At 74.5% G+C, this 23,570-nt stretch carries 17 protein-coding genes; 9 read left to right on the top strand and 8 right to left on the bottom strand.

All coding sequences use genetic code 11. The features are described 5' to 3' along the window. Positions 1-80 precede the first annotated feature (80 nt). From CKY47_RS22180 to CKY47_RS22205, 6 genes are all read left to right on the top strand, one after another. Positions 81-1,535: an MFS transporter gene (locus CKY47_RS22180; RefSeq protein WP_306747864.1), complete on the top strand. Its 1,455-nt coding sequence runs from the start codon at positions 81-83 to the stop codon at positions 1,533-1,535. A gap of 44 nt (positions 1,536-1,579) precedes the next feature. Then, positions 1,580-2,665: a M20 family metallopeptidase gene (locus CKY47_RS22185; RefSeq protein ID WP_306747865.1), complete on the top strand. Its 1,086-nt coding sequence runs from the start codon at positions 1,580-1,582 to the stop codon at positions 2,663-2,665. A gap of 92 nt (positions 2,666-2,757) precedes the next feature. Continuing rightward, on the top strand, positions 2,758-3,111 hold the full coding sequence (locus CKY47_RS22190; protein ID WP_306747866.1) for a metalloregulator ArsR/SmtB family transcription factor: 354 nt from the start codon (positions 2,758-2,760) through the stop codon (positions 3,109-3,111). After that, on the top strand, positions 3,108-3,632 hold the full coding sequence (locus CKY47_RS22195) for an SRPBCC family protein (protein ID WP_306747867.1): 525 nt from the start codon (positions 3,108-3,110) through the stop codon (positions 3,630-3,632). Before CKY47_RS22190 ends, CKY47_RS22195 begins: the two co-directional genes overlap by 4 nt. An 83-nt stretch (positions 3,633-3,715) precedes the next feature. Beyond that, positions 3,716-5,047 carry an STAS domain-containing protein gene (locus tag CKY47_RS22200; RefSeq protein ID WP_306747868.1) on the top strand — a complete coding sequence of 444 codons (1,332 nt, stop codon included), beginning with the start codon at positions 3,716-3,718 and terminating at the stop codon, positions 5,045-5,047. A gap of 154 nt (positions 5,048-5,201) precedes the next feature. Continuing rightward, on the top strand, positions 5,202-5,612 hold the full coding sequence (locus CKY47_RS22205; protein ID WP_306747869.1) for an anti-sigma factor antagonist: 411 nt from the start codon (positions 5,202-5,204) through the stop codon (positions 5,610-5,612). A gap of 87 nt (positions 5,613-5,699) precedes the next feature. Here CKY47_RS22205 and CKY47_RS22210 read toward each other — a convergent pair whose 3' ends face one another. Beyond that, on the bottom strand, positions 5,700-6,422 hold the full coding sequence (locus CKY47_RS22210; RefSeq protein ID WP_306747870.1) for a hypothetical protein: 723 nt from the start codon (positions 6,420-6,422) through the stop codon (positions 5,700-5,702). Positions 6,423-6,525: 103 nt separating this feature from the next. On the opposite strand from CKY47_RS22210, the gene CKY47_RS22215 reads away from it, so the two are divergent. The 3 genes from CKY47_RS22215 to CKY47_RS22225 all read left to right on the top strand — a co-directional run bounded on the left by CKY47_RS22215 (position 6,526) and on the right by CKY47_RS22225 (position 9,759). Next, positions 6,526-6,921, top strand: a complete 396-nt coding sequence (locus tag CKY47_RS22215) for a GNAT family N-acetyltransferase (RefSeq protein ID WP_306747871.1) — start codon at positions 6,526-6,528, stop codon at positions 6,919-6,921. A gap of 138 nt (positions 6,922-7,059) precedes the next feature. Further along, positions 7,060-7,437 carry an STAS domain-containing protein gene (locus CKY47_RS22220; RefSeq protein WP_306747872.1) on the top strand — a complete coding sequence of 126 codons (378 nt, stop codon included), beginning with the start codon at positions 7,060-7,062 and terminating at the stop codon, positions 7,435-7,437. A gap of 51 nt (positions 7,438-7,488) precedes the next feature. Next, positions 7,489-9,759: a catalase gene (locus CKY47_RS22225; RefSeq protein ID WP_306747873.1), complete on the top strand. Its 2,271-nt coding sequence runs from the start codon at positions 7,489-7,491 to the stop codon at positions 9,757-9,759. Positions 9,760-9,827: 68 nt separating this feature from the next. Here CKY47_RS22225 and CKY47_RS22230 read toward each other — a convergent pair whose 3' ends face one another. From CKY47_RS22230 to CKY47_RS22260, 7 genes are all read right to left on the bottom strand, one after another. Next, entirely contained in the window at positions 9,828-12,071 is a 2,244-nt protein-coding gene (locus CKY47_RS22230) for a PQQ-dependent sugar dehydrogenase (protein WP_306747874.1), read from the bottom strand. A 229-nt stretch (positions 12,072-12,300) separates the two neighbouring features. Continuing rightward, positions 12,301-13,170: a bile acid:sodium symporter family protein gene (locus CKY47_RS22235; RefSeq protein WP_306747875.1), complete on the bottom strand. Its 870-nt coding sequence runs from the start codon at positions 13,168-13,170 to the stop codon at positions 12,301-12,303. 126 nt (positions 13,171-13,296) lie between these two features. Then, on the bottom strand, positions 13,297-13,443 hold the full coding sequence (locus CKY47_RS22240) for a DUF1059 domain-containing protein (RefSeq protein WP_306747876.1): 147 nt from the start codon (positions 13,441-13,443) through the stop codon (positions 13,297-13,299). A gap of 98 nt (positions 13,444-13,541) precedes the next feature. Further along, positions 13,542-14,540: a class I SAM-dependent methyltransferase gene (locus CKY47_RS22245; RefSeq protein ID WP_306747877.1), complete on the bottom strand. Its 999-nt coding sequence runs from the start codon at positions 14,538-14,540 to the stop codon at positions 13,542-13,544. Between the two features lie 2 nt (positions 14,541-14,542). Next, entirely contained in the window at positions 14,543-18,946 is a 4,404-nt protein-coding gene (locus tag CKY47_RS22250; protein ID WP_306747878.1) for a non-ribosomal peptide synthetase, read from the bottom strand. Next, positions 18,943-20,280, bottom strand: coding sequence for an MFS transporter (locus tag CKY47_RS22255; protein WP_306747879.1), 1,338 nt, complete (start codon positions 20,278-20,280; stop codon positions 18,943-18,945). The genes CKY47_RS22250 and CKY47_RS22255 overlap by 4 nt, the downstream gene beginning before the upstream one ends. Continuing rightward, a complete protein-coding gene (locus CKY47_RS22260; RefSeq protein ID WP_306747880.1) occupies positions 20,277-23,570 on the bottom strand; it encodes a non-ribosomal peptide synthetase in 3,294 nt (1,097 codons plus the stop codon). Before CKY47_RS22260 ends, CKY47_RS22255 begins: the two co-directional genes overlap by 4 nt.

Here is a 23,570-nt window from a genome sequence, read left to right on the forward strand (position 1 = left end):
CGCGGGTGATCAAGCGTCCCATCCGTCACCCGATCACCCGCCGTGGTGCAGGTACGGCCCGCTGCGGGTAGGAAAAGGTGATGAGCAGCGGTCACGAGCCCGACCCGCGCCGGTGGAAGGCGCTCACCGTCACGTTGGTCGCCGGGTTCATGAGCCTGCTCGACGTGAGCATCGTGTCCGTCGCGCTGCCGTCGATCCAGCACGGCCTCGGCACGTCGCCCGCCGGCGTGCAGTGGGTCGTGTCGGGCTACGCCCTCGCGTTCGGCCTCGCGCTGGTGCCCGCCGGGCGGCTCGGCGACGCCATCGGCCGGCGCACCATGTTCCTCTGCGCGCTCAGCGGGTTCGTCCTGTTCAGCGCCCTGGCGGGGCTCGCGCCGACGACCGAGGTGCTGATCGTCGCCCGCCTCCTCCAGGGCGTGTCGGCCGGTGCGCTGGCCCCGCAGAACTCGGCGCTGATCCAGCAGCTCTTCCGCGGCGCCGAGCGCGGCCGGGCGTTCGGCTTCTTCGGCTCCACGGTCGGCGTCTCCACCGCGGTCGGCCCCGTCGTCGGCGGTGTCATCCTCGCCGTCGCGGGGGAGGACGAGGGCTGGCGCTGGATCTTCTACGTCAACGTGCCCATCGGCGTGCTCGCCCTGGTGCTCGCCGCCCGCCTGCTGCCCCGGGGCCGCAAGGGGGCGCGCGGGCAGCTCGACCTGCTCGGCGCGGCACTGCTCGGCACGGGCGTGCTGGCCGTGATGCTGCCGCTGGTGCTGGCCGAGGCGGGCGGGTTGGCGGAGCTGTGGTGGCTGTTCGCGCTCGGCGCGGCGCTGCTCGTGCTGTTCGTGCGCTGGGAGCGGAGGATCGCCGCGCGCGACGGCAGCCCGCTGTTGGACGTCCGCCTGTTCACCAGTACACCCGGCTACGGCACGGGCGCGTTGCTCGGCCTGGTCTACTTCGTCGGGTTCAGCGGCATCTGGCTGGTGTTCGCGCTGTACTTCCAGACCGGCCTCGGCTACACGCCGCTGGAGTCCGGCCTGGCCGTGACGCCGTTCGCGGTCGGCTCCGCGGCGTCCGCGGTGATCGGTGGCCGGCTGGTCGAGACCTGGGGGCGCAGGCTCACCGTGACCGGGTTGAGCCTGGTCACGGCAGGGCTCGTGGCCACGGCCCTGGTGCTGCGGTTCGCGCCCGCGCACCTCGCGGGCTGGGCCGTCGCGCCCGCGCTGCTCGTCGGCGGCATCGGCGGCGGGTGGGTGATCTCGCCGAACACGACGTTGACGCTGCGGCACGTGCCGGTGTCGATGGCGGGCGCGGCCGGCGGCGCGCTCCAGACCGGGCAGCGCATCGGGTCCGCGGTCGGCACGGCGGCGCTGGCCGGTGTGTTCTACGCGGTGCTCAGCGGCACGGGCCAGGACTTCGGGGAGGCCGCGCTGGTCGCGATCGGCGGCGCGGCCGTCGCGGTGGCGCTCGCGCTGGTGGTCGGCATCGTCGAGCTGCGCGCCCGGCCGCGCTGCCCCGCTCCCGTCGAGGGAGCGCACGCCGTGTCGGACGCGGGCTGAGCACACCGTGCCGGACACCGGCTGGGCCCGGCACGATGGGGCGCATGGACCTGCCGCACCGCGCCGGGGAGCTGCTCGGCATCCGCTCGACCGCAGACCGGCCCGACGACCTCCGCCGCGCGCTCGACCTCGTGCTCGACGTGGTGGGGCCCGGCTTCACCGTCGAGCGGTTCGACTCGGGCGGCAAGCCCGGCGCCCTGGTCCGCACCGCCGGTCCACGGCCACACTTCCGGGTGCTCTTCAACGCGCACCTCGACGTGGTGCCCGGCGACGACGAGCAGTTCACGCCCCGACGCGAGGGCGACCGGCTCTTCGCCCGCGGCGCGCAGGACATGAAGCTGTCGGCGCTCGTGCTGGCCGAGGTGTTCCGCGACCGCGCGGAGCGCCTGCCCTACCCGCTCGGGCTCCAGCTCGTCACCGACGAGGAGGTCGGTGGCCACCACGGCACCCTGCACCAGCTCGAGCAGGGCGTGACGGCGGACTTCGTGGTGATCGGCGAGCACAGCGGGCTGTGCGTGGTGGCCGAGTCCAAGGGCCTGGTCGTCGCCCGGCTGCGCGCCACCGGCCGTGCCGCGCACGCCGCCTACCAGTGGACCGGTGACAACGCCCTGCTCAAGGTCATGAGGGCGGTGGACGGCGTGCTCGCCGAGTACCCCGTGGCCGAGCGGGAGGAGTGGCGCACGACGGTGAACGTCGCCCGCGTGACCACCGGCAACGAGGCGCTCAACCAGGTCCCGGCCGATGCCACCGCGTGGCTCGACATCCGCTTCCCGGCCGAGGACGCCGACTTCGCCGGCCGCACGCCCGACCAGGTCGCCGCGCACCTGACCGCCCTGTGCCCGCCCGGTGTCACCGCGCACGTCGACCGCGTGGAGCCGCCGCACCGCGTCGACCCCGCCTCACCCGACCTGCGCGCGCTCCAGCAGGCGGCCCGGGCGCAGGGCCACTCCGGCGAGCTGCTGCGCAAGCACGGCGCGGCCGACTCCCGGTTCTACCACCAGCACGGCGTGGACGCGGTGATCTTCGGCGTGCGGGGGGAGGGGCAGCACGGCCCGGACGAGCACGCCGACCTGACCACGGTCGAGCCGTACCGGCGCGTCCTGACCGCGTTCCTGGACGGCCTCGCCTGAGGTCCGACGGGCACCGGGGTCCGACAGGCGTCGAGGTCCCGATCCGCCGACCCCGTTGCCGGAAGCGTAACCACCGGGTTACGCTTCCGGTCGTGGACGAGGTGGCGGCAGCCGTGGCCGACCCGGTGCGGCGCGCCATCCTGGAGATGCTCCGCGACGACGCGCGGCTGTCGGCCGGGCAGATCGCCGAGCGGTTCGCGATCAGCCGCCCGGCGGTCAGCAGGCACCTGCGGGTGCTGCGCGGGAGCGGCCTGGTGCGCGACGAGCTCGTCGGCAGGCAGCGGTTCTACGTGCTCGACGCGTCGGGCCTCACCCCCCTGACCCGGTGGCTCGCGGGCTTCACCCGCCCCACCGGCTGGGCGCACCACCTCGACGCCCTGGAAACCGAGGTCCACCGGACCCGGCGGGAACGCCGCGCCGAACACCCCGAGGAGAACACCGCATGACCCGTCACCGCTCCACCCCGTCGGCCACCGGGCGACTCCTCCGCACCGACGGGGCCGGCGACCTGGTGATCACCCGCACCTTCCGCGCGCTCGCGGACGACGTGTGGGCCGGCCTCACCGAGCCCGAGCGCACCGCGAGGTGGTTCGGCCCCTGGGAGGGTGACGGCGCCCCGGGCCGCACGGTCCGGGTGCGGATGGCGCACGAGGAGGACCAGCCCTGGATGGAGGTGCGCATCGACGTGTGCGACCCGCCGCGCAGGCTCGCCGTGTCCACGGTCGACGAGGCGGGCACCTGGCGGCTGGAGGTGCTGCTGTCCGAAGTGGACGGGGTGACGGAACTGAGCCTCGTGCACCACCTGGACACCGAGGAGGGCATCGGCGAGGTCGGGCCGGGCTGGGAGTACTACCTGGACATGTTCGTCGCCTCGCGCGACGGCACCCCGTTGCCGGTGTTCGACGACTACTACCCGTCGATGAAGCCGTACTTCGAAGGGCTCGTCGCGGACCGGACGCCACAGTAGTAGGCCGAACGAGTGAAACGCGTGGCCTGCGGCGGCAACCGCGCGCCGGCATCGCGGCGCGCCCCGCCGGCAGCCTGGCACAGGTGGCCCCGACGGTGAACCGGAGCACGACGCGCCAGGTCGCCGCAGACGGGAGGGCGGTCCGGGTGGACGTCGCCGCGCTCACCCCGGCCGAGCCGGCGGCCGGTGAGGCCCAGGTCGTCGCGGTGTCCGGGGAGCTGGACGCGGCGGCGAGCGCGAGCGTGTCGGCCAGGCTGGCCGAGCTGGTCGAGGCGGGGCACGGTGACCTGGTCGTGGACCTCACCGGCGTGCGGCTGCTGTCGGGGGCCGGCGTGACCGCCTTCTTCGGCGTGGCCGACGACCTGGCGGGCACCGGCCGGCGGCTCAGGGTCGTGGCGGGCAACCCGCTGGTCGCCCGCGTCCTGCGCGGCAAGCGGCTGCCGGACGTGATCGACGTGCACCCCACGGTCGACAGCGCGTTGGGGGCCCAGTCCGACGTGGTGGGCGGGCACCAGGACGCGACGGTGCTCAAGCCGGCCCGGGAAGTCCGCGACCTGCGCGCCAAGCTCGCGGGCCGCCCCGTCATCGCCCGTGCGCTGGGCATGCTCCAGGAGCGCTGCCTGCCGGCCGACTCGGACACCGCGTTCACCCTGCTGCGCGGGGTGGCCCAGCGGAGCAACGTGCGGATGCGGGAACTGGCGGAAACCCTGGTCGACCCGCCCCGCCCGCGGCCGCGCGAGCCGTGGCCCCCGCCCGAGCCCGCCCCCGACCCGGGGTTCGGCGCCGGTGACACCCGGCCGGCCGTGCTGCGCGACCTGCTGCGCGCGGTGCTGGAGCGCACCTGGGCGGAGGCGGACGAGGTGCGGCTCGTCGAGGGCGGCAACCCGGACGGCGTCGTCCACGCCGTGCGCGTCCGTCCCGTCGGCGTCGATCCCCGTCGCCGTCGATTCCAGTGGTGTTCGTCCCGGTGGTGCCGGGCCGGCCGGCGTCGACCCCCATCCGACCGCCCCGGCCGAGTGGAGGACGCCGGCGCCGTCACCGCGGACGCGGCCCGTCGGCGACGGACCAGGATCGTGGCCGCCGAGGTGGCGGTCGACCCGCTCTTCACCGGCTCGACCGCGATCGACGACCTGCGGGCGCTGGGCCTGCACGCCGTCGTGAGCACACCGCTGCTCTCCACTGAAGGCGAGTGCCTGGCGGTCGTGACGACCTTCCACGGCTCGCGGGAGCAGCTGCCGACCGCCGATGGGCACGACGCGGTGGACGAGCTGACCGACCGTGCCGCGCGGTGGCTGGAATGGTCGCACCGGAACCGCGTGCGCCGCGCCCTGGAACGGCTGCACGCCGCGGCCAAGTCGAGGACGGTCCCGCCGGCTGCTTTTAACCGGCGGGACCACCGGGCCGGGCACAGGTGACGCGGCCGGCCCGGTCCCATGCAATCGCCTCGAGGGGGAGGAACGGCAACTTCCGCGCCCAGGAGCTGCGCAATCGCCTTCGGGAGCGTACGGTCTGGAGCCACGCAGGCGGTTCAGCAGCAGCCACTGCTTCTTCGCCCCCGAGGAGGGCGCCATGACGATCGCCGAGCGGTTCGACGACCAGCTCCGGGTGGAGCGGGAAGTGCACGGCTACGCCGTCGTCGTGCGCGTGACCGGCGAGGTGGACGCCTCGACCACCTCCGCGATCAGGCGCGAGGTGCGGATCGCCCTCGCCCTGGCGACACCGCCCGCACCGGTCGTGATCGACCTGCGCGGCGTGGGGTTCTTCGCGGCGGCGGGGCTCAACGAGCTGTACTGGGACCTGTCCGCCGCCGAGTCGGTCGGCGTCGCGCTGCGCGTGGTCGCCTCACAGCGGCACGTCCTGCGACCGTTCCGGATCGCCGGCCTGGACGCGGAACTGCGCCCGTACCCGACCCTCGACGCGGCACTGCGCGTCGGACGCCCGGACCGGTCCCGAGTGGAGGAACTCGCCGGCCTGCGCTGACCGGCCTGCGCCGGCCACCCGGGCCCACCACGAACCACTTCGCACCCGTACCACCGGACACGGCGATCGGGGTTCTCGGAGCACCGCCTACCCCAGCGTGCTCACCACCCCCAAAACCCCCAGCACCGGCACCGCGGCCAACAACACCAGGACCGAGCGGTGGGTCGGGCGCGGGGTGCCCCTGGCCAGTCGCACGCCGCCGGGCACGAGTGCCACGCACAGGCCGACCACGGCCACCACGGACGTGACCTCGGTGCCCTTGAGCACCCCCAGCGGCAAGAGGGACGTCGCGCCCAAGGCCACCGCGCGCACGACAGCGAACCGGCCGCTGCCCAGCGCGCCGGTGCGGTGCGCCGCGAACGCGAGCACCGGCCAGCCGAGCAGGATCGTGAACGACAGGAAGCTGAACAGGTGCAGGTCGCCGTACGACCGTGCGACCAGGTCGGTGGCGAACTCGGCCCCGTGCCGCCGGACCAGGCCGTGCGCCGCCTGGTCGACACCGGCGTGGAAGATCCGTTCGGTCACGCCCACCAGCACCAGCCCGGCGGCCCACGTGGCCCAGACCGGTCTCAGCCGGCCTATGTCGTGGGCCAGCACCAGGACCGCGGGCACCAGCAGCACGGTGCCCGCCAGTGCCGCCGTGTGCGCGGTGGCCATCAGCGCCGGGTGCTCGGCCACGGCCGTCAACTGCTGCGGGAAGAAGTGGTGGAACGGCAGGCGGAGCGCCGTCGCGGTGAGCAGCAGCAGCGGGCCGAGCACCATGGCGGTCGCGCCGACCCGGGGGCCGGGGAAGGAGTGGTGGTGTGCCATGGCGACCACGCTGCCGGCGTGAGCCGCGTGGGGGATCGGCCCGAGGTCCGGAGTTCGGCATCGGCCGAAGGGCTGATGCGATGGGGCCGGCTAGGCTTTCCGGATGATCGACTACGAGTGGCGGGGGCGGTTCGACAACCACGAGGTCGACGTCCTGCACGCGGAGGGCTTCGACCACCCGGTCCTGCCCGACGACGACTGGTGGGGCCAGGTCAACCGGCACAGCCTGGGCTGGGTGTGCGCCCGTCGCGCGGGTGACCTCGTCGGGTTCGTCAACGTGGCGTGGGACGGCGCGGCCCACGCGTTCGTCCTCGACACGCTGGTCGCCGGCCCCGAGCGGCGGCGGGGCGTCGGCCGGGAACTGGTCGCCCGCGCCGTCACCGGCGCCCGCGAGGCGGGCTGCGAGTGGCTGCACGTGGACTTCGACGACCACCTCGGGGCGTTCTACTTCGACAGCTGCGGCTTCCGCCCCACGAACGCGGGGCTCATCGCCCTGTGAGCCCCGCCCCGTGAGCGCGCACCCCGGACCGACCGGTCCCGGAACGGCAGGGGCGCCGGGGTGGCGCGCACCCGTCATGCCGACCCGGGCGCGGTGTGCTCTGCTGGTCTCCCCACGGAACCGACCAGGACGGGTGGAATGGGACGATCAGGCGGCGCGGAGCTCAGCACCACCACACGCCGGCTGGACGACGACGTCGTCGTCCTCGCCGCCAGTGGCGAGATCGACACCGTGACGGTCGCCGCGCTGCGCGACCCCCTGCTGGAGCTGGCCGGGCGCGCCGCGGCCGGCGGCACCGTGGTCGCCGACCTGGCCGGGATCGGGTTCTTCTCCTCGCCCGGCATCGAGGCCCTGCTCACCGCGCACCAACGCCTCCGGGCCGCCGGTGCCACGTTGCGCGTGGTCACCGCGCCCATCGTGCGGCGAACCCTCGCCCTCGTGGGCCTGCAACGGGAGCTGGCGCTCCACGACACCCTCGACGACGCGCTCGCCGCCGTCGGTGATCGGCACGTGTAGCGCCGCGCCGCGTCGGGTAGTCGCGGGAGGACTGCCGACGAGGAGGAGTACGTGGACCCCATCAAGCCCGCGAAAGTCGTGAAGGACGCCCTGGAGAAGGCGGTGGAGAAGGTCGCCGACCTGGCGACGCCGCCGATCCCGGGTGCACCGGGCAGCGCGCCGCCCCCGCTGGAGGAGCCCACCGAGCCGAAGCCGGCACCCCCGCGCAAGGCGGATCAGGGATCACCGGAGACGCGCACGGCGACGGGCGCGCCCACCGGGGCCGACGCCGACGTGCGGGAGCAGCAGGGCGAGTACCTGACGACGTCGACGGGCGCGCGCCTGTACGACACGGACCACTCGCTCCGGGCGGGCCGGCGCGGCCCGACGCTGCTCCAGGACCACCACCTGCGGGAGAAGATCACCCACTTCGACCACGAGCGCATCCCCGAGCGGGTGGTGCACGCGCGGGGCGCGGGCGCGCACGGCGTGTTCGTCGGCTACGGCAACGCCAAGAACGTGTGCAAGGCCGCGTTCCTCGACGAGGGCGTCACCACGCCCGTCTTCGTCCGCTTCTCCACCGTGCTCGGCTCGCGCGGCTCCGCCGACACGGTGCGCGACACCCGCGGCTTCGCGACGAAGTTCTACACCTCCGAGGGCACGTTCGACCTGGTGGGCAACAACATCCCGGTGTTCTTCATCCAGGACGGCATCAAGTTCCCGGACATCGTCCACGCCGCCAAGCCGCACCCGGACCGCGAGATCCCGCAGGCGCAGAGCGCGCACGACACGTTCTGGGACTTCGTGTCCCTGCACACCGAGGCCACGCACCACGTCCTGTGGAACATGTCCGACCGCGGCATCCCGCGCTCCTACCGCATGATGGAGGGCTTCGGCGTCCACTCCTTCCGGCTGGTCAACGCCGAGGGCGGGACGGCGCTCGCGAAGTTCCACTGGAAGCCCAAGCTCGGCGTGCACTCCCTGACGTGGGAGGAGGCGCAGATGATCGGGGGCGTGGACCCGGACTTCCACCGGCGCGACCTGTACGACGCCATCGAGGCGGGCGCGTTCCCGCAGTGGGAGCTGGGCATCCAGGTCTTCCCGGACACCCCGGAGCAGACCTTCGAGGGCATCGACCTGCTCGACTCCACGAAGATCGTGCCCGAGGAACTGGCGCCGGTGCAGCCGATCGGCGTGCTCACCCTCAACCGCAACCCCACGAACTTCTTCGCCGAGACCGAGCAGGTGGCCTTCCACCTCGGCAACCTGGTGCCCGGCATCGACGTCACGGACGACCCGCTGTTCCAGACCCGCCTGTTCTCCTACCTCGACACGCAGCTCTCCCGGCTGGGCGGGCCGAACTTCAACCAGATCCCGATCAACCGGCCGCACGTCCCGGTCAACGACATGTTCCGCGACGGGTTCCACCAGCACGCCGTGCACCGCGGCGTCGCGCCGTACAAGCCGAACACGCTCGACGGCGGCTGCCCGTTCTTCGCGGGCGCGGACACCGGGGCGTTCGTCGAGGTGCCGCAGCCGGTGGCGGAGTCGGTGAAGGAACGCCGCGCGCACGTGACCGTCGACGACCACTTCAGCCAGGCCCGCCTGTTCTACCGGAGCATGACGCCGGTGGAGCGCGACCACATCGTGCGGGCGTTCACCTTCGAGCTGGGCAAGTGCTACGAGCAGGCGGTCAAGGAGCGCGAGCTGCGCGTGCTCGCCAACGTCGACGCCGACCTGTGCGCGAAGGTGGCCCAGGGCCTGGGCCTGCCCGCGCCGGAGCCCAGCGAGGTGCTCGCGGACGTGACGCCCAGCCCCGCGCTGTCCCAGCTCGGCGGCGAGTGGCCCGCGGACGGCCGGATGATCGGCATCGTCGTCGACGCGGACGACCCGGACGGGCCGGCCGACCTGCACGCGCTGCGCCAGTCCATCTCGGCGGCCGGCATGGTGCCGCTGCTGATCGCCGCCCGGGGCGGGACCCTGGCGGACGGCCTGGTCGCCCAGCGCACCTTCCTCACCGCGCGCTCGGTGGAGTTCGACGCGCTCCTGGTGGCGAGCGCGCCCGCGCCCGCCCCGGACGCCCTGCCGCAGCGCGACGCGAAGGCGGGCGCACCGGCGCTCACCGTCGACCCGCGCGTGGTCCTGATGCTCCAGGAGGTCTACCGCCACGCGAAGGCGGTCGTCGCCTGGGGCACCGGGCCCACCGCGCTGGCCGAGGCCGGCCTGGTCCCCGGCGAGCCGGGGGTGGTGGTCACCGAGACCGCCGCGGAGGCGCTGGAGCAGCTCCAGGGCCTGCTGCCGGCCCACCGCGTGTGGGAGAGGTTCCCGGCCTCCGCGGTCTGATCCCGCTCTCGGAGGAACGTGACGGCCGGTCGCCGGTGGGGCGACCGGCCGTCACGGCGTTCACGCGGTCAGCACAGGCAGAGGCCGTACCTGGCCTGGTACGTGGTGGCCGCGATCGGGGCGGTGATGTTGTGGGTCTGGGCGCCGCCGTCCGACCAGTCGCGGTAGCGCCAGCCGAGGCCGAGGGGGCCCGGTTGCGGGCTGGGCGCGCTGATCGAGTTGTTCGAGCCCGCGATGACCGTGCGGGTGAACGGCGTGGCCTGTGCCGTGCCGCCGACGCTGAGCTGGAGGCCGCTCGGGTTCGACGTGAACGTCAGGTTCACCGTCCGCGGGTCCAGCTTGGTCGTCGTGCTCGCGGTGCGGCCCGACGAGTCGGTCGCGGTCAGCGTCAGGTCCAGGTAGGACGGGTACTCGTGGTCGGGGGCGGTGAACGAGCCCGACGCCACGCCGGTCCAGTTCTGCACCACGTGCTCGTGGCACCCGCCACTGGTCGCGCAGTGCTGGATGCTCAGCTTCCAGCTCAGCGCGGACGCCGGCAGGGTGCCGTCCTGGGCGTCGGTGGCGTGGCCGGAGAACGGCACGTCCTGGCCCACCACCCAGTTCAGCGGTGCGGTCGGCGCGTCGATCACCGGGACCGGGTCCTGGGAGACCGGGGTGCCGACGGTGACCGTGACCGTCGTGGTGCCCGACGCGCCCGCCTGGTCGCTCACGCGCAGGCCCACCGCGACCGTCGCGGCCGAGGTGTAGGTGCGGGTGGGCGTGGGCGAGGTGGAGTCGTCGTACTGGCCGTCGCCGTCCAGGTCCCACGCGTAGCTCAGCGTGTCGCCGACGTCCGGGTCGGTCGAGCCGGTGCCGCTGAACTGCACGGCCAGCGGCGCCGGGCCCGACTGCGGGGTCGCGGTCGCCACGGCCGTCGGCGCGCGGTTGCCGGTCGGGTAGCCGACGCGGCGCAGCTGGCCCGCGCCGAGCGCGAGGTAGAACAGGTCGCCGCCGGGACCGGTGGTGATCTGCACGGGGACGTTCACGCCGGTCACGAACGGCACCAGCTTGGCGGGGTCGGGCTGGCCCGCGGTGGTCTGCATCGCCCAGATGCAGCCCCGGGAGCTGTCCGAGAAGAACAGCGCGCCGTCGTAGGCGGCCGGGTAGTTGCTGGTCGACTCGAACGCGATGCCGGAGATGGACGACCCGCCGGTCGGGCACGGGTCGGTGGCGACCACCTTCGCCGAGTGGTTGTAGGCGTAGTACGGCGCGGTCTGGCCGGCGCCCGTGTACAGCGACTCGCACAGGTCGAGGTTCGCGCCGTCGTAGCCGCCCTGGCGGCCGCCGCCCTCGTAGCAGGGCCAGCCGAAGTTCTCCGCCGTCGCGTCGTTCACGTCGGCGATCCGGTTGACCTCCTCCCACGTGTTCCAGCCGACGTCGCCCGCCCACAGCTCGTCGGTGCCCGGGCGGAACGCGAACCGGAACTGGTTGCGCATGCCGTGGGCGATGATCCGCTTGGCGTTGGGGTCGGCGTGCGCGGCGAACGGGTTGCCGGGCAGGCCCGCGCCGGTGTCGGGGTCGATGCGGATGATCGAGCCGTCCAGGCTCACCGGCTCGCCCGCCGGGCGGCGGATCGACTGGGAGCGCAGCGCGCCACCGCGCGCGGTCGGCGAGGTCAGGTTGGTGCCCGCCGCGCCCGGCGGGTCGGCGCACGGGTTGCCGACCTGGCCGTAGTCGGCGAAGTTGAAGCTCGCGCCGTCACCGCCGCCGACGTAGAGGCCGCCGTCCGGGCCGAACACGACGGTGCCGATCGAGTGGCTGGGGTACTGCTGGCACCAGTCGGTGACCAGCGGCTGCTCCGAGGTGGCCGTGCCGCCGGCGCCCATGGTCAGCTTGGAGACCCGACCGGTGACCACGCAGCCCTGGTCGGTCGCGCCGGGCGGGGTGGGGCACTGGTCGCCCCAGCGCGGGTGGGTGCCGCCGGGCGCCGCGTCGTAGGTGTAGGCGACGTAGACGTACGGGCGCGTCGGGAACTGCGGGTCCACGGCCAGGCCGAGCAGGCCGCGGTCCCAGAAGTCCTGGGTCTGGGGGCGCAGGTCGGCGAACGTGGTGGCCGTGGTGTCGGCGAGCGAGTCGTAGACCTTGACCAGACCGCTCTTCTCGGCGATGAACACCTTGCCGTCGGGGGCGAAGGAGACGGCGGTCGGCGAGGTCAGGCCGCCGATGGCCAGGGTGTCGGTGAAACCGGCCGGCACGGCGGCGGCGGCCGTCGGGGCGGTGGTCGCCACCAGGCCGGCCGCGACCACCAGGGTCGCGGCCGTCACGGCGGTCATCCGTCTGGAACGTGCGGTGAAGCGCCTGCGGCGGAGTAAACGCATAGTGAGATGCATTCCTTTCGTGCCACTTTAGAGTGAGCACGAAAGGGTGACATGCTGTTCTTGCGTCACGCTCTGCTTTGTAGGGGGTGGTTCGGCCTACCGGCCAGTCTCACCCTCACGGGGGAGTGTCAACCCCGCAAAAGTGGGTTTGCCGCTACGGCATTCGTGTCGGAGCGGCGCGAGGTCAGTTCGCGACCGGGTCCCCGACACGGGTCGACAGGTACCCGGCCGCCGCCGCGAGCGGGAACATCACCACGCCGTACACCGCCGCCGGCACCGCGAGCTGCTCGCTGCCCAGCACCGTCACGGCCACCGTGATCGCCAGCGTGCTGTTGTGGATGCCGACCTCGAACGCGGACGCGACGGCCTGACGCCGGCCCACCCGCGCCCACCGCGGCACGAAGTACCCGGCCGCCAGGCTGCACGCGCAGAACAGGACCGCCACCACGCCGACGTCCGCCAGGTAGGTCCCGATGTTCTCCCGCTCGGCCACGATCGTGCCGACGATCACCGCGAACAGCACCACGGCGGAGATGATCCGCACCGGCTTGTCCGCCCGTTCCGCGAACGACGGCGACCACCGCCGCACCAGCATGCCCAGCACCACGGGCACCAGCACGATCGCGAACACCTGCGCGACCTTGCCGAGCTCCAGCCCCACCCCGCCGCCGCCGATCGGCTCGAACCAGGCCAGCGCGAAGTTCACCACCAGCGGCAGCGTGGCCACGGCGAGCACCGAGTTCACCGCCGTCAGGGTGATGTTGAGCGCCACGTCGCCGCGGAACAGGTGGCTGAACAGGTTCGCCGTCGTCCCGCCGGGCGACGCGGCCAGCAGCATCATCCCCACCGCGAGCAGCGGGTCCAGCCCCAGTGCGGTGACCAGGCCGAAGCACACCAGCGGCAGCAGCACCAGCTGCGTCGCCAGCGCCACCGCCACCGCACGCGGTTCCCGCGCGATCCGGGCGAAGTCACCCACCACCAGCGACAGGCCGAGGCCGAACATCACCACGGCCAGCGCGACCGGGAGGCCGACGCTCGTCAGTGCCGAATCCATGGGGACCACCTGCGTCTCTGGGTCGAAACCACCTCGGAGGGCGCATCCTCCCCCGGAACGGACGAACCGGGAGCACCCGCGACCACTTCGATGAGAATCGGTGATCACCCGGAGGCGCGGGACCGCTCAGTAGGCCATGAACAGGATCTCGTCGCGCGAGTAGTCGTGGCCCGGGTGGTTCTCCTTGAGGTGCTCCTGGGTCTTGGTCACCAGGTCGTCCTCGTTCTCCCCGGTGATGTGCTCGCCGCAGGGGCAGGTGATGTTGCGCTTCATCGCGTCCTCCGCTGGAGTTGATCTCCTGCTCGACTCTACTGCCGGCGGCCCGCTTGTCGACCGGTTCCTTGCGGTACCGGTCGCCACCGCCGGGCCGGTCAGCGCTTGCGCGCCACCAGCAGCGACTGGCCCGGCGAACTGGCCAGCGGGTGCGCGGACGGCGCGTCGAAACCGGTCGCGGTCAGCCAGCCGCCGATCTCCTCCGCCGAGTACACCTGACCGCCCTGGCCGTGGAACAGGTTGAGGCTGAACACGCGGGCGAACGCGTCGGACGCCGGGTCGTCCACGTGCTCGTCGTGCTCCAGCAGCACGACCGCCCCGCCCGGTGCCAGCGCGTCGGCCACCCTGGCCAGCAGCCGCTCGTTGGCCTCCGCGGTGCGGCCGTGCACGACGTTGAACAGCAGCGCGGTGTCGAAGCCCGATCCCAGGTCGAGGTCGTCGTAGTCACCGGGCCGCAGCTCGACGCGGTCCGCCAGGCCCGCCTCGGCCACCGCCGCCCCGCCCACGGCCAACGCCTCGGGCAGGTCGACGACGGTCGCCCGCAGCGACGGGTGCGCCGCGCACAACCGGATCGCGTGCGTGGCGTGCCCGCCGCCGACGTCCAGCAGCGTCGCGCCCACCGGCACGGTCGACGCCACCTCGGGCGCGATGTGGTCCGCGTGCCCGGACAGCATGCCCTGGAAGCGCCGCAGCACCTCGGGCCGCTCGGCGAGCCAGGCGTAGAAGTCCAGGGCGGGCTTGCCGGTGCGGACCGAGCCCTCCAGGTCCTGCCAGGACTCGAACAGCACGACCGACCAGAACTTCTGCACGTCGGCGTACCCGGCGCCGGTCAGCCACGACGTGGTGGCCGGGGCGTTGGCGAAGCCGTCGCCCTCCCGGAGCAGGTAGCCGAACGACACCAGCAGGTCGCCCAGCAGCGCGGTGCCGCGCGGGTCCGTGCCGAGCGCGTCGGCCAGCGCCGCGGTCGACCGGGGGCCGTCGGCGAGGGCGTCGAACACGCCCAGCCGCAGGCCCGCGGTGAGCGCCCGGTAGCCGGCTGCGGCGAGCATGTCGTGGAACGACGGCGGGCCGTCGTCCGGGGGCAGGTGCAGTGGCACGGTCAGGACCTCTCCGGCATGACCCCCGCCGAGGCGAGGTAGTCGACGTGGCGGGCGATCATCTCGGCGTCGGCGGGCGGGAACTCGACGCCGCACGAGCGGGCGGCGTCCCAGGTCGCGGTGCAGTCGAACACCGGGTGCGCCCGGTGCGTGGTGGTCAGGCCGAACGCCAGCGGGCCGAACGCGCTGTCCGGGCTTTCCAGCATCAGCGACCGCCACTCCGGGTACTCCAGCACCCGGTTCGGGTAGCCCTTGGCGGCCAGCACGCCGCCCAGGTCGGCGTAGGTGAACCCGTCGGCCCGGTAGTAGTGGAAGTCGCGGCCGTGCAGCTCCGGCTTCGCGGAGATGCCCGCGATGGCCGCGGCGAGCCGGTCCACCGGCAGCATGTCGATCACGTCGTTCGTCCGAGGCACGGCGCGGGCGTGCGCGCAGGTCGAGATCTGGCGGCTCAGGTACGACTCGGTCTTGGCCGTGCCGGTGCGCACGTCGCCCACGATCGCCGCGATGCGGTGGACCGACACCGGCAGACCGCGGTCGCGCGCGAGCACGCCCATCGTGTCGGCCACCCACTTGGTGGTGTGGTAGCCGGTGTCCAGGCCGGTCGGGTCCTCCGCGCGGTCGGCCTCGGTGATGCGCTGCCGGTCGTAGGCGGCGCCGAGGAACACGCCGAGCGTGGACATCAGGTGCAGCGGCTTGGTGGAGTACCGGGTGGCCAGGCGCAGCACGTCGACCGTGCTGCCGACGTGCGGCGGCATCATCCACTGGTAGGTGAGGACGAAGTTCATCACCGCGCCGTTGTGGTAGATCGCGTCCACGCTCTCGGCCAGGCCGTCGAACGCCTTCTCCGACAGGCCCAGCAGCGGCCGGGACATGTCGCCCACCACGGGCACGACGCGCGCCAGCAGCTCCTCGGGCACGTCGAGGTGCGCGCGGCGCAGGTTGGCGCGGATGCGCGCGGCGGCCACGGTCGGCGTCTCCGCCCGCACCAGGCAGTGCACCTCGGCGTCGGTGCGGGTCAGCAGCTCGCCGAGCAGGTGCGCGCCGAGGAAGCCGGTGGCGCCGGTCAGCAGCACGCGCTCGGCGGGGCCGGTGCGGACCGGGTGGTGCGGGGCGACGTCGTCCGGCGGGACGGCGTCGAGCCTCATCTCCGGCACGGTCGGCAGCCCGGACCGGTACTTCTTGGCGAACGTGTGGTCCGACGCCGCGGCCTGCTCCACCACCTCGGCCAGTTCGGCGAGGTCGGCGGTGGCGAACAGGGCGCGCAGCGGCACCGTGACGCCCAGCAGGGCGCGGACCTTCGCCAGCACGGCGGCGGCGATCAGCGAGTGCCCGCCCAGGCCGAAGAAGCTGTCCCGGCGGCCGACGAGCGGCGCGTCGAGCACCTCCGACCAGATCTCGGCCAGCGTCCGCTCCACCGGCGTGCGCGGCGGCTCGTACGGCGCGGTGCGCGCGGACGCGTCCGGCTCGGGCAGCGCGGCCAGGTCGACCTTGCCGTGCCGGGTGAGCGGCAGCGCGTCCAGCTCGACGCGCGCCCCGGGCAGCATCGCCTCCGGCAGGCGTTCGGCGCAGAACGCCCGCAGCTCGTCCAGCTCCGGCGCGGTCCCGCCTGCCCGCGGCACGACGTAGGCGACCAGCACGTCCCCGCGCACCGCCGCGGCGGCCTCGGCGACCTCCGGGTGCGCCAGCAGCGCCGCCCGCACCTCACCGGGCTCGATGCGGTGGCCGCGCAGCTTGACCTGGTCGTCCACGCGACCCAGGAACTCCAGCGCCCCGTCGGGCAGCAGCCGCACCAGGTCCCCGGTGCGGTACGTGCGCCCGCCCGGGACGACCGGGTCCGGCAGGTACGCCGACGCGGTGCGCGCCGGGTCGCCGCGGTAGCCGCGGGCGGGTGCCAGGCCGCCGACGTGCAGCTCGCCGGGCACGCCGACCGGCACCGGTCGCAGCGCGCCGTCCAGCACGTACGCCCGCACGCCCGGCAGCGGCCTGCCGATGGGCAGGGTCGCGGCGCGCGGGTCCACCTCGGAGGCGTCGACCGTGCGGTGGGTGGTGGCGCACACCGTGGTCTCGGTCGGGCCGTAGTGGTTGACCAGGCCGACCTTCCCGCCGGTGAGCGCGGCCCACTCGGCGACCGTCGCGGTCGGCACGGCCTCGCCGCCGATCATCACGGTGGCCAGCGGGCCGGGGTCCACGTCCTGGCCGGACAGGCCCGCGAGGTCGGCGACCCACCGCTTGAACAGCGCGGCGGGCGCGTCGACCGCGGTGATCCCGTGCTCGGCGCACAGCGCGAGCAGGTCCGCGCCGCCCACCGTCGCCGGCTCCGGGTGCACGACGACGGCGGAGCCGGAGCACCAGGCGGGGAACACGTCGCCCACCGAGGCGTCGAAGCTCAGCGGCGGCACCATGAGGATGCGCCCGCCGGGCGCGAACCCGTGCAGGTCGACGAACGCGCCGGTCAGGTTGGCCAGCGTGTCGTGCTGCACCTGCACGCCCTTGGGCACGCCGGTCGAGCCCGACGTGTAGACGACGTAGGCCAGCGAGCCCGCGGCGGTCGCGACGGCGGGGGGCGCGTCGGCCTCGCCGGTGAACGCGTCGTCGGTGGTGTCCAGCAGCGCGCCGCGGTACCCGCCGAAGCGGTCCCGGTCGCCGGGCGCGGTGATCACGACGGGCGCGCCGCAGTCGGCGAGCAGCCCGGCCAGCCGGGCGGGCGGGTTCGCCGGGTCCAGCGGCACGTACGCGCCGCCCGCCTTGAGCACGGCGAGCAGCCCGACCAGGGCGTCCGGCCCGGCCTTCACGGCGAGGCCCACGGGCGTCTCCGGGCCGACGCCCCACTCGGCGAGCAGGTGCGCGACCCGGTTGGCCCGCCGGTCGAGCTGCCCGAACGTGAGCGACGAGCCGTCGGCGAGGTCCAGCACCGCGGTGGCGTCGGGGTGGGCGGCGACCTGCTCGGCGATGCGGGGCAGCACGTGGGGGTACCGGGCCGGCGCGGGGCCGTTCAGCGCCGCCGCGGCCTCCCGGTCCGCCGCCGTGGACGTGTCCAGCGCGGACAGCCGGGTGGTCGGGTGCTCCACCAGGGCGGAGAGCACCGCGAGCAGGTGGTCGGCCATCCGCGCCACGGTGTCCGCGTCGAACAGGTCGGTGCTGTAGTCGAGGTTCGCCGGCCAGTCGCCGTCGGTCTCGCGCACGTGCAGGGTCAGGTCGAAGCGGCTGGTCGCCCGGTCCGCGGGCAGCGGCGCGGCCGGGAACCCGCCCCACGTGTCGGAGCCGCCGCCGCGGTTGAGCACGAGCATCACCTGGAACAGCGGGTGGTGCGCGAGGTCGCGGCGCGGAGCCACCCGGGCGGCGACCTCGTCGAAGGCGACGTCGGCGTGGTCGAGCGCGTCGATCGCGGTGGCCCGCGCGCGGGCCAGCAGGTCGGCGGGGGTCGGGTCGCCGGACAGGTCCAGGCGCAGCGCGGTCGTGGTGACGAACATGCCGACCGAGCGCTCCAGCTCCGGGAACGGCCGGTGCGTGGTCGGCGCGCCGACCACCAGGTCGTCGGCGCCCGAGCGGCGGGACAGCAGCACGCCGAACCCGGCCAGCAGACCTGCGAACGTCGTGCAGCCGTGCGCGCGGGTCAGCTCGGCGAGGCCCGCCGCCAGGGCGCGCGGGACCGTGAACCGGTGGCTCGCGCCGGCGACCGTGCGGTGCGGGGTGCGCGGCCGGTCCAGCGCCAGGTCCAGCACCTCGGGCGCACCGGCCAGGCGGTCGGCCCAGTGGTCGAGCTGTCGCTGCCGCTCGCCGTCGGCGAGCCGATCGGCCTGCCAGTGCGCGTAGTCGGGGAACTGGGTGCCCGCCGGCGGCAGCTCGCGGCCCGCGTACACCTCGCCGACCTCGCCGACGACCAGGCCGAGCGACAGGTCGTCGCACACGATGTGGTGGGCGCTGAACACCAGGGCGGTGTCGCCGGGGCCGACCCGCACGACCCGCACCCGGAACAGGGGGGCGGCGCCCAGGTCGAACGGCGCGTCCACCTCGGCCAGCACGAACGCGCGCAACTCCTCCTCGTCGGCGACCTCGGCGCACACCACGTCCTCGGCCACCTCGTCGAGGACCTGCTGCCCGGGTGTGCCGTCGGTGTCGACGACACGGGTGCGCAGCGCCTCGTGCCTCGCGGTCACGGCGCGCACGGCCGCGCGCAGGCGCTCCTCGTCCACGTCCCCGGTGACGCGCAGCGCGGCGTACATGACGTACGCGCCCGCGTCCAGGCCGAGCCGCCCGGTCAGCCAGAGGCCGCGCTGGTTGCCGGACAGCGGCACGACAGCCCCGGCGGGGCGCTCCGGCACGGCCCGCCGGGGGGCGGTGGCCAGGCCGCGCTGCGCGAGCAGCTTCTCCAGCAGGCGTTCGCGGTGGTCGGACAGTTCGGTCACGGGGCGGTCCTTTCGGGCGACGGCGACGGTGCCTCGTCGGCCACCGCATCGGGCAGGTCGTCCACGGCGCGCAGCCGCGGGAGGGAGCGGGCGTAGGCGGTCAGCGCGAGCATCAGCACGCCGACGACCAGGAAGATCAGGGCGATGCCGCGTCCCTCGCCGGTGCCGATGACGGCGCCCACGCTCGACGCGAGCGCGCCCTCGGGGGCCATCAGCGGTTCGGCCACGCCGTCGGTGAGCGGGCCGATCAGCAGGTACGCCACGGGCATGGCGGCGGTGCTCAGCACCCGCACCACGCCCAGCACGCGGCCGAGGACGGCCGGGGCGACCTTGGTCTGCAACAGGGTGACGCAGGCGGTGTTCATCAGCGGCAGCGTGAACAGGAACGCGGGCGCGGCCAGGCCGATCAGCCACGGCGACGGCGCCAGGGAGTGCAGCACCAGGAACACCCCGCCCAGGCCCAGGCCCAGGTACACGCCGCGCACGCGGCGCTTCGGCCCGCCCCACACGCCCATCACCAGGCCGCCGACGAACAACCCGCTCCCGCCGGCGGCCATCAGCGCGCCCAGCACCGCGGGGGAGGAGAACGACAGGATCAGCGGCTGCACCAGCCCGCCCGCGACGGCGAACAGGAAGTTCCACACGCCGAACACCGCGATCAGCGCGAACAGGCCCGGTGCGCCGCGCAGCCACGCGAGCCCGGCCCGGACGCCCCGCTCGCCGTCCTCCGACGCGCCCGCCGGGCGGGCGGTCGACCCGGGCAGCCGGGCGAGCAGCAGCGCGGTCACCGCGAACACCATCGTCACCACGTCCACCATCAGCACGCCGCGCAACCCCACGAACGCGAGCAGCGCGCCCGCCACCAGCGGCGCGGCGATCTGCACGCCCTGCGTGATCTGCATCAGCCCGTTGACCCGGCCCAGGTGCTCCTTGGGCACCAGGGAGGGCACGAGCGCGGTGTAGGCGATGACGTGGAACGAGTTCAGCGTCGCGGTCAGCGCGGTGGCCAGGTACACCTGCCACACGGCCGGCCCGCCGGAGGACACCACGACCAGCAGCGCCACCGTGACCAGGCCCGCGCACGAGTCCGCGACCAGCATGATCCGCTTGCGGTCGTACCGGTCGGCGACCGCGCCCGCGTACGGCGCGAGCAGGATGCCCGGCACCACCGCGCAGAACTGGATCAGCGCGAACTGCGTCACCGACCCGGTGCCCTGGTAGACCCACACGCCGAGCACGAACGCGGTGAGCGCCGAGCCGATCACCGACACCAGTTGACCCGCCCACACCAGGGCGAACCGCCGCAGACCCGGGCTCGACCCCGTCGGGCTCACCTGGCCACCTCCCCGAGCATCGCCTCGACCTCCTCGGCCGACATGCCGGCCAGCTGCACGCGCAGCTCGGCGACCGCGGTTACCCGTCCCGGCTCGTCCTCCAGCGAGACCAGCGCGGCGGCCAGCCCGGCGACGGTCGGCGCGGTGAACATCCGGCCGATCGGCACCGACACCGAGAACGCGCCCCGCACCCGGGCCAGCACCTTCGCGGCGAGCAGCGAGTGCCCGCCGAGCGCGAAGAAGTCGTCGTGCACGCCCACCTCCGGTACGCCCAGCACCTCGGCCCACACGTCCGCCAGCACCCGCTCCACCGCGTCGCGCGGCGGGACCCGCTCGCCCCCGGCGCCCCACACGGGCGGCGGCAGGGCCTTGCGGTCGGTCTTGCCGTTGGGCGTCAGCGGGAACGCGTCGAGCAGCACGGCCGTCGCGGGCAGCATGTAGTCCGGCAGCCGCTCGGCGAGCCGGGCGCGCACCCGCGCCCACGTCCCGTCGACCGGCGTCCCCTCGACGGAGGGGTCGTCCACCACGAGGTAGGCGACCAGGCGTTCGTCGACGGGCAGCACCACCGCCTCGCGCACCCCGTCGCACGCCACCAGCGCCGCCTCGACCTCGCCCAGCTCGATGCGGAAGCCCCGCACCTTGACCTGGTGGTCGGTGCGGCCGAGGAACTCCAGCGTGCCGTCCTCCCGGTGCCGCACCAGGTCGCCGGTGGCGTACAGCCGCCGCCCCGGTTCCCGGGAGAACGGGTCGGGCACGAACCGGGACGCGGTCAGCGCGGGCCGCGCGCGGTAGCCGCGCGCCACCCCGGAACCGCCGATGTGCAGCTCGCCCACCACGCCGGGCGGCACCGGCTCCAGCGCCGGCCCCAGCACGTAGAGCCGGGTGTTGCCGATCGGCGGCCCCAGCACCACCGGCGCGGGGGAGGGCTCCACCAGCCCGGCGGACGACCACACGGTGGTCTCGGTGGGGCCGTAGGCGTTCCACAGCAGGGCGTCGTCGGACAGCAGGTCGTCGGCCAGGTCGCGGGGCAGCGCCTCGCCGCCGCAGATCCGGGTCACCACGCCCGCCGGCACGCCGCCCGCCGCGTGCAGCAGCCGCCACGTCGCCGGGGTGGCCTGCACCGCGGTCACCTCGCGCTCGACCAGCAGCGAGCGCAGCGCGGCGCCGTCACCGGCCGTCTCCGCCGGCACCACCAGCACCTCGGCGCCCGCGGCGAGCGGCAGCAGCAGCTCCAGGACGGAGATGTCGAACGACAGCGTCGTCACCGCCGCCAGCCGGTCCTCCGGGCCGAGTGCGAACAGCTGCCGGAACGACACCAGCAGGTTCACCACCGCCCGGTGCGGCACCTCCACGCCCTTCGGCGTGCCGGTGGAGCCGGACGTGTAGATGACGTACGCGAGGTCCTCGCCGCACGCCGGGGACGTGGTGGGCGTGGTCGGGAACGCGTCGGCGTCGGCGAGGCCCACCGCGGTGCCGCCGTACGCCGGGAACGCCCGGTCGGTGACCAGCACGGTCGCGCCGGAGTCGGCCAGCATCAGCGCCAGCCGGTCGGCGGGCCAGCCGGGGTCCAGCGGCACGTACGCCGCCCCCGCCTTCCACACCCCGAGCACGGCCGCCACCAGGTCGGGCGTGCGCGGCAGGCACAGCGCCACCACCGAGCCGAGGCCCGCGCCGTGCGACCGCAGCAGCGCGGCGACCTGCTCGGCGCGCGCGGCGAGCTGCTCGTGGGTCAGCGCGCCGCCCACCCCGGACACGGCGGTGCCGCGCCCGCCGACCAGGTCGAGCGCCGTGGCGGCGGGCGGCAGCGGCAGGTCGGTGGCGTTGTGCCCCTCCAGCACCTGCCAGCGCTGCACGCCGGTCAGCCCGTCCAGCTCGCCGATCCGCTTGTCCGGGTGCTCCGCGGCGGCGGTGAGCAGCGCGACCAGCCGGTCGGTGAACCTGGCGACGGTGTCCGCGTCGAACAGGTCGGTGTTGTACTCCACGACCAGCGCCAGCTCGTCGCCCTGCTGGTCGGCGGCCACCGTCAGGTCGAACTTCGACACCTTCGGGTCGGGCATCAGCGGCGAGACCCGCAGCCCCGTCATCTCCAGCACCAGCGGCGGGGTGTTGGTGAAGATCAGCTGCGCCTGGTGGATCGGCGCGTGGCCGGTGCTCCGCTGCGGGCTGATGTGCTCGACGAGCCGCTCGAACGGCAGGTCGGCGTGCGCGAGGCCGTCCACGGCGGACTCGCGCACGCGGGCCAGCAGCTCGGTGAACGTCGGGTCGCCGCCCACGTGCACGCGCAGCGGCAGCGTGTTGACGAAGAACCCGATCAGGCGCTCCAGGTCGGGGTGCGACCGGCCGGCGACCGGCGTGCCGACGACCACGTCGTCCTGCCCCGCCAGGCGGCCGAGCCGGGCCGCGAACGCCGCCAGCAGCACCATGAACGTCGTCACGCCGTGCGCCCGCGCCACGTCCTCCAGCGGACCGGCCGGGACGTGCGCGCAGTGCAGCGCGCCCCGGTAGGTGACCACGGGGGGCCGCGGCCGGTCGGTGGGCAGCGTCAGCAGCTCGGGCGCGCCGTCGAGGTGCCGTGCCCAGTGGTCGAGGTGCTCGGCGACCACGTCGTCGGCCATCCGGTCGCGCTGCCACACCGCGAAGTCGGGGTACTGCAACCGCAGCGCGGGCAGGTCCGGCTCGCGGCCGGCCAGGGCGGCGTCGTAGGCCGTGCCCAGCTCGTCGAGCAGCACCGACAGCGACCACGCGTCCGAGCAGATGTGGTGCAGGTTCAGCACCAGCACGTGGTCGTCGTCGGCGAAGCGGCCGAGGCTCGCGGCGAACAGCGGGCCGCGGTGCAGGTCGAACCCGATGCCGCCGCGCTCGTCGGCGAACCGCTGCGCCGCCGCGTCCCGCGCCCCGTCGGACAGGTCGTCGCCCGACAGGTCGTCGCCCGACAGGTCGTCGCCCGACAGGTCGTCGCCCGACAGGTCGTGCACCGTGAGCGCCGCCGTGCCGGTGGGCGCGACCAGCTGCACGGGCTCGCCGCCCGAGTCGGGGAACGTGGTGCGCAGCGCGGCGTGCCGCTCCACCAGCACGTCCAGCGCGCGGCGCAGCGCGGCCCGGTCCAGCGCGCCGCGCAGCCGCAGCGCGATCGGCACGTTGTAGACCGCGCTGCCGGGGGCGAACCGGTCCAGGAACCACAGCCGCTGCTGGCCGAACGACAGCGGGTAGGCGGCGGGTGCGGCGGCGCGTGCGCGCAGCCGTTGTGCCAGCAGCGCGCGCTTGCGCGCCGAGGCGGTCTGCTCGGTCAT

Origin of the sequence: Saccharothrix longispora, from assembly GCF_030852425.1 — a bacterium.
In the GTDB taxonomy this organism is placed as follows: domain Bacteria; phylum Actinomycetota; class Actinomycetes; order Mycobacteriales; family Pseudonocardiaceae; genus Actinosynnema; species Actinosynnema longispora.

Excerpts from the sequence above, each read along its gene's own strand:
- CKY47_RS22180 (WP_306747864.1), top strand. The coding sequence starts at position 81 with ATGAGCAGCGGTCACGAGCCCGACCCGCGCCGGTGGAAGGCGCTCACC.
- CKY47_RS22185 (WP_306747865.1), top strand. The coding sequence starts at position 1,580 with ATGGACCTGCCGCACCGCGCCGGGGAGCTGCTCGGCATCCGCTCGACC.
- CKY47_RS22195 (WP_306747867.1), top strand. The coding sequence starts at position 3,108 with ATGACCCGTCACCGCTCCACCCCGTCGGCCACCGGGCGACTCCTCCGC.
- CKY47_RS22205 (WP_306747869.1), top strand. The coding sequence starts at position 5,202 with ATGACGATCGCCGAGCGGTTCGACGACCAGCTCCGGGTGGAGCGGGAA.
- CKY47_RS22210 (WP_306747870.1), bottom strand. The coding sequence starts at position 6,422 with ATGGCACACCACCACTCCTTCCCCGGCCCCCGGGTCGGCGCGACCGCC.
- CKY47_RS22215 (WP_306747871.1), top strand. The coding sequence starts at position 6,526 with ATGATCGACTACGAGTGGCGGGGGCGGTTCGACAACCACGAGGTCGAC.
- CKY47_RS22220 (WP_306747872.1), top strand. The coding sequence starts at position 7,060 with ATGGGACGATCAGGCGGCGCGGAGCTCAGCACCACCACACGCCGGCTG.
- CKY47_RS22230 (WP_306747874.1), bottom strand. The coding sequence starts at position 12,071 with ATGACCGCCGTGACGGCCGCGACCCTGGTGGTCGCGGCCGGCCTGGTG.
- CKY47_RS22235 (WP_306747875.1), bottom strand. The coding sequence starts at position 13,170 with ATGGATTCGGCACTGACGAGCGTCGGCCTCCCGGTCGCGCTGGCCGTG.
- CKY47_RS22240 (WP_306747876.1), bottom strand. The coding sequence starts at position 13,443 with ATGAAGCGCAACATCACCTGCCCCTGCGGCGAGCACATCACCGGGGAG.
- CKY47_RS22260 (WP_306747880.1), bottom strand. The coding sequence starts at position 23,570 with ATGACCGAGCAGACCGCCTCGGCGCGCAAGCGCGCGCTGCTGGCACAA.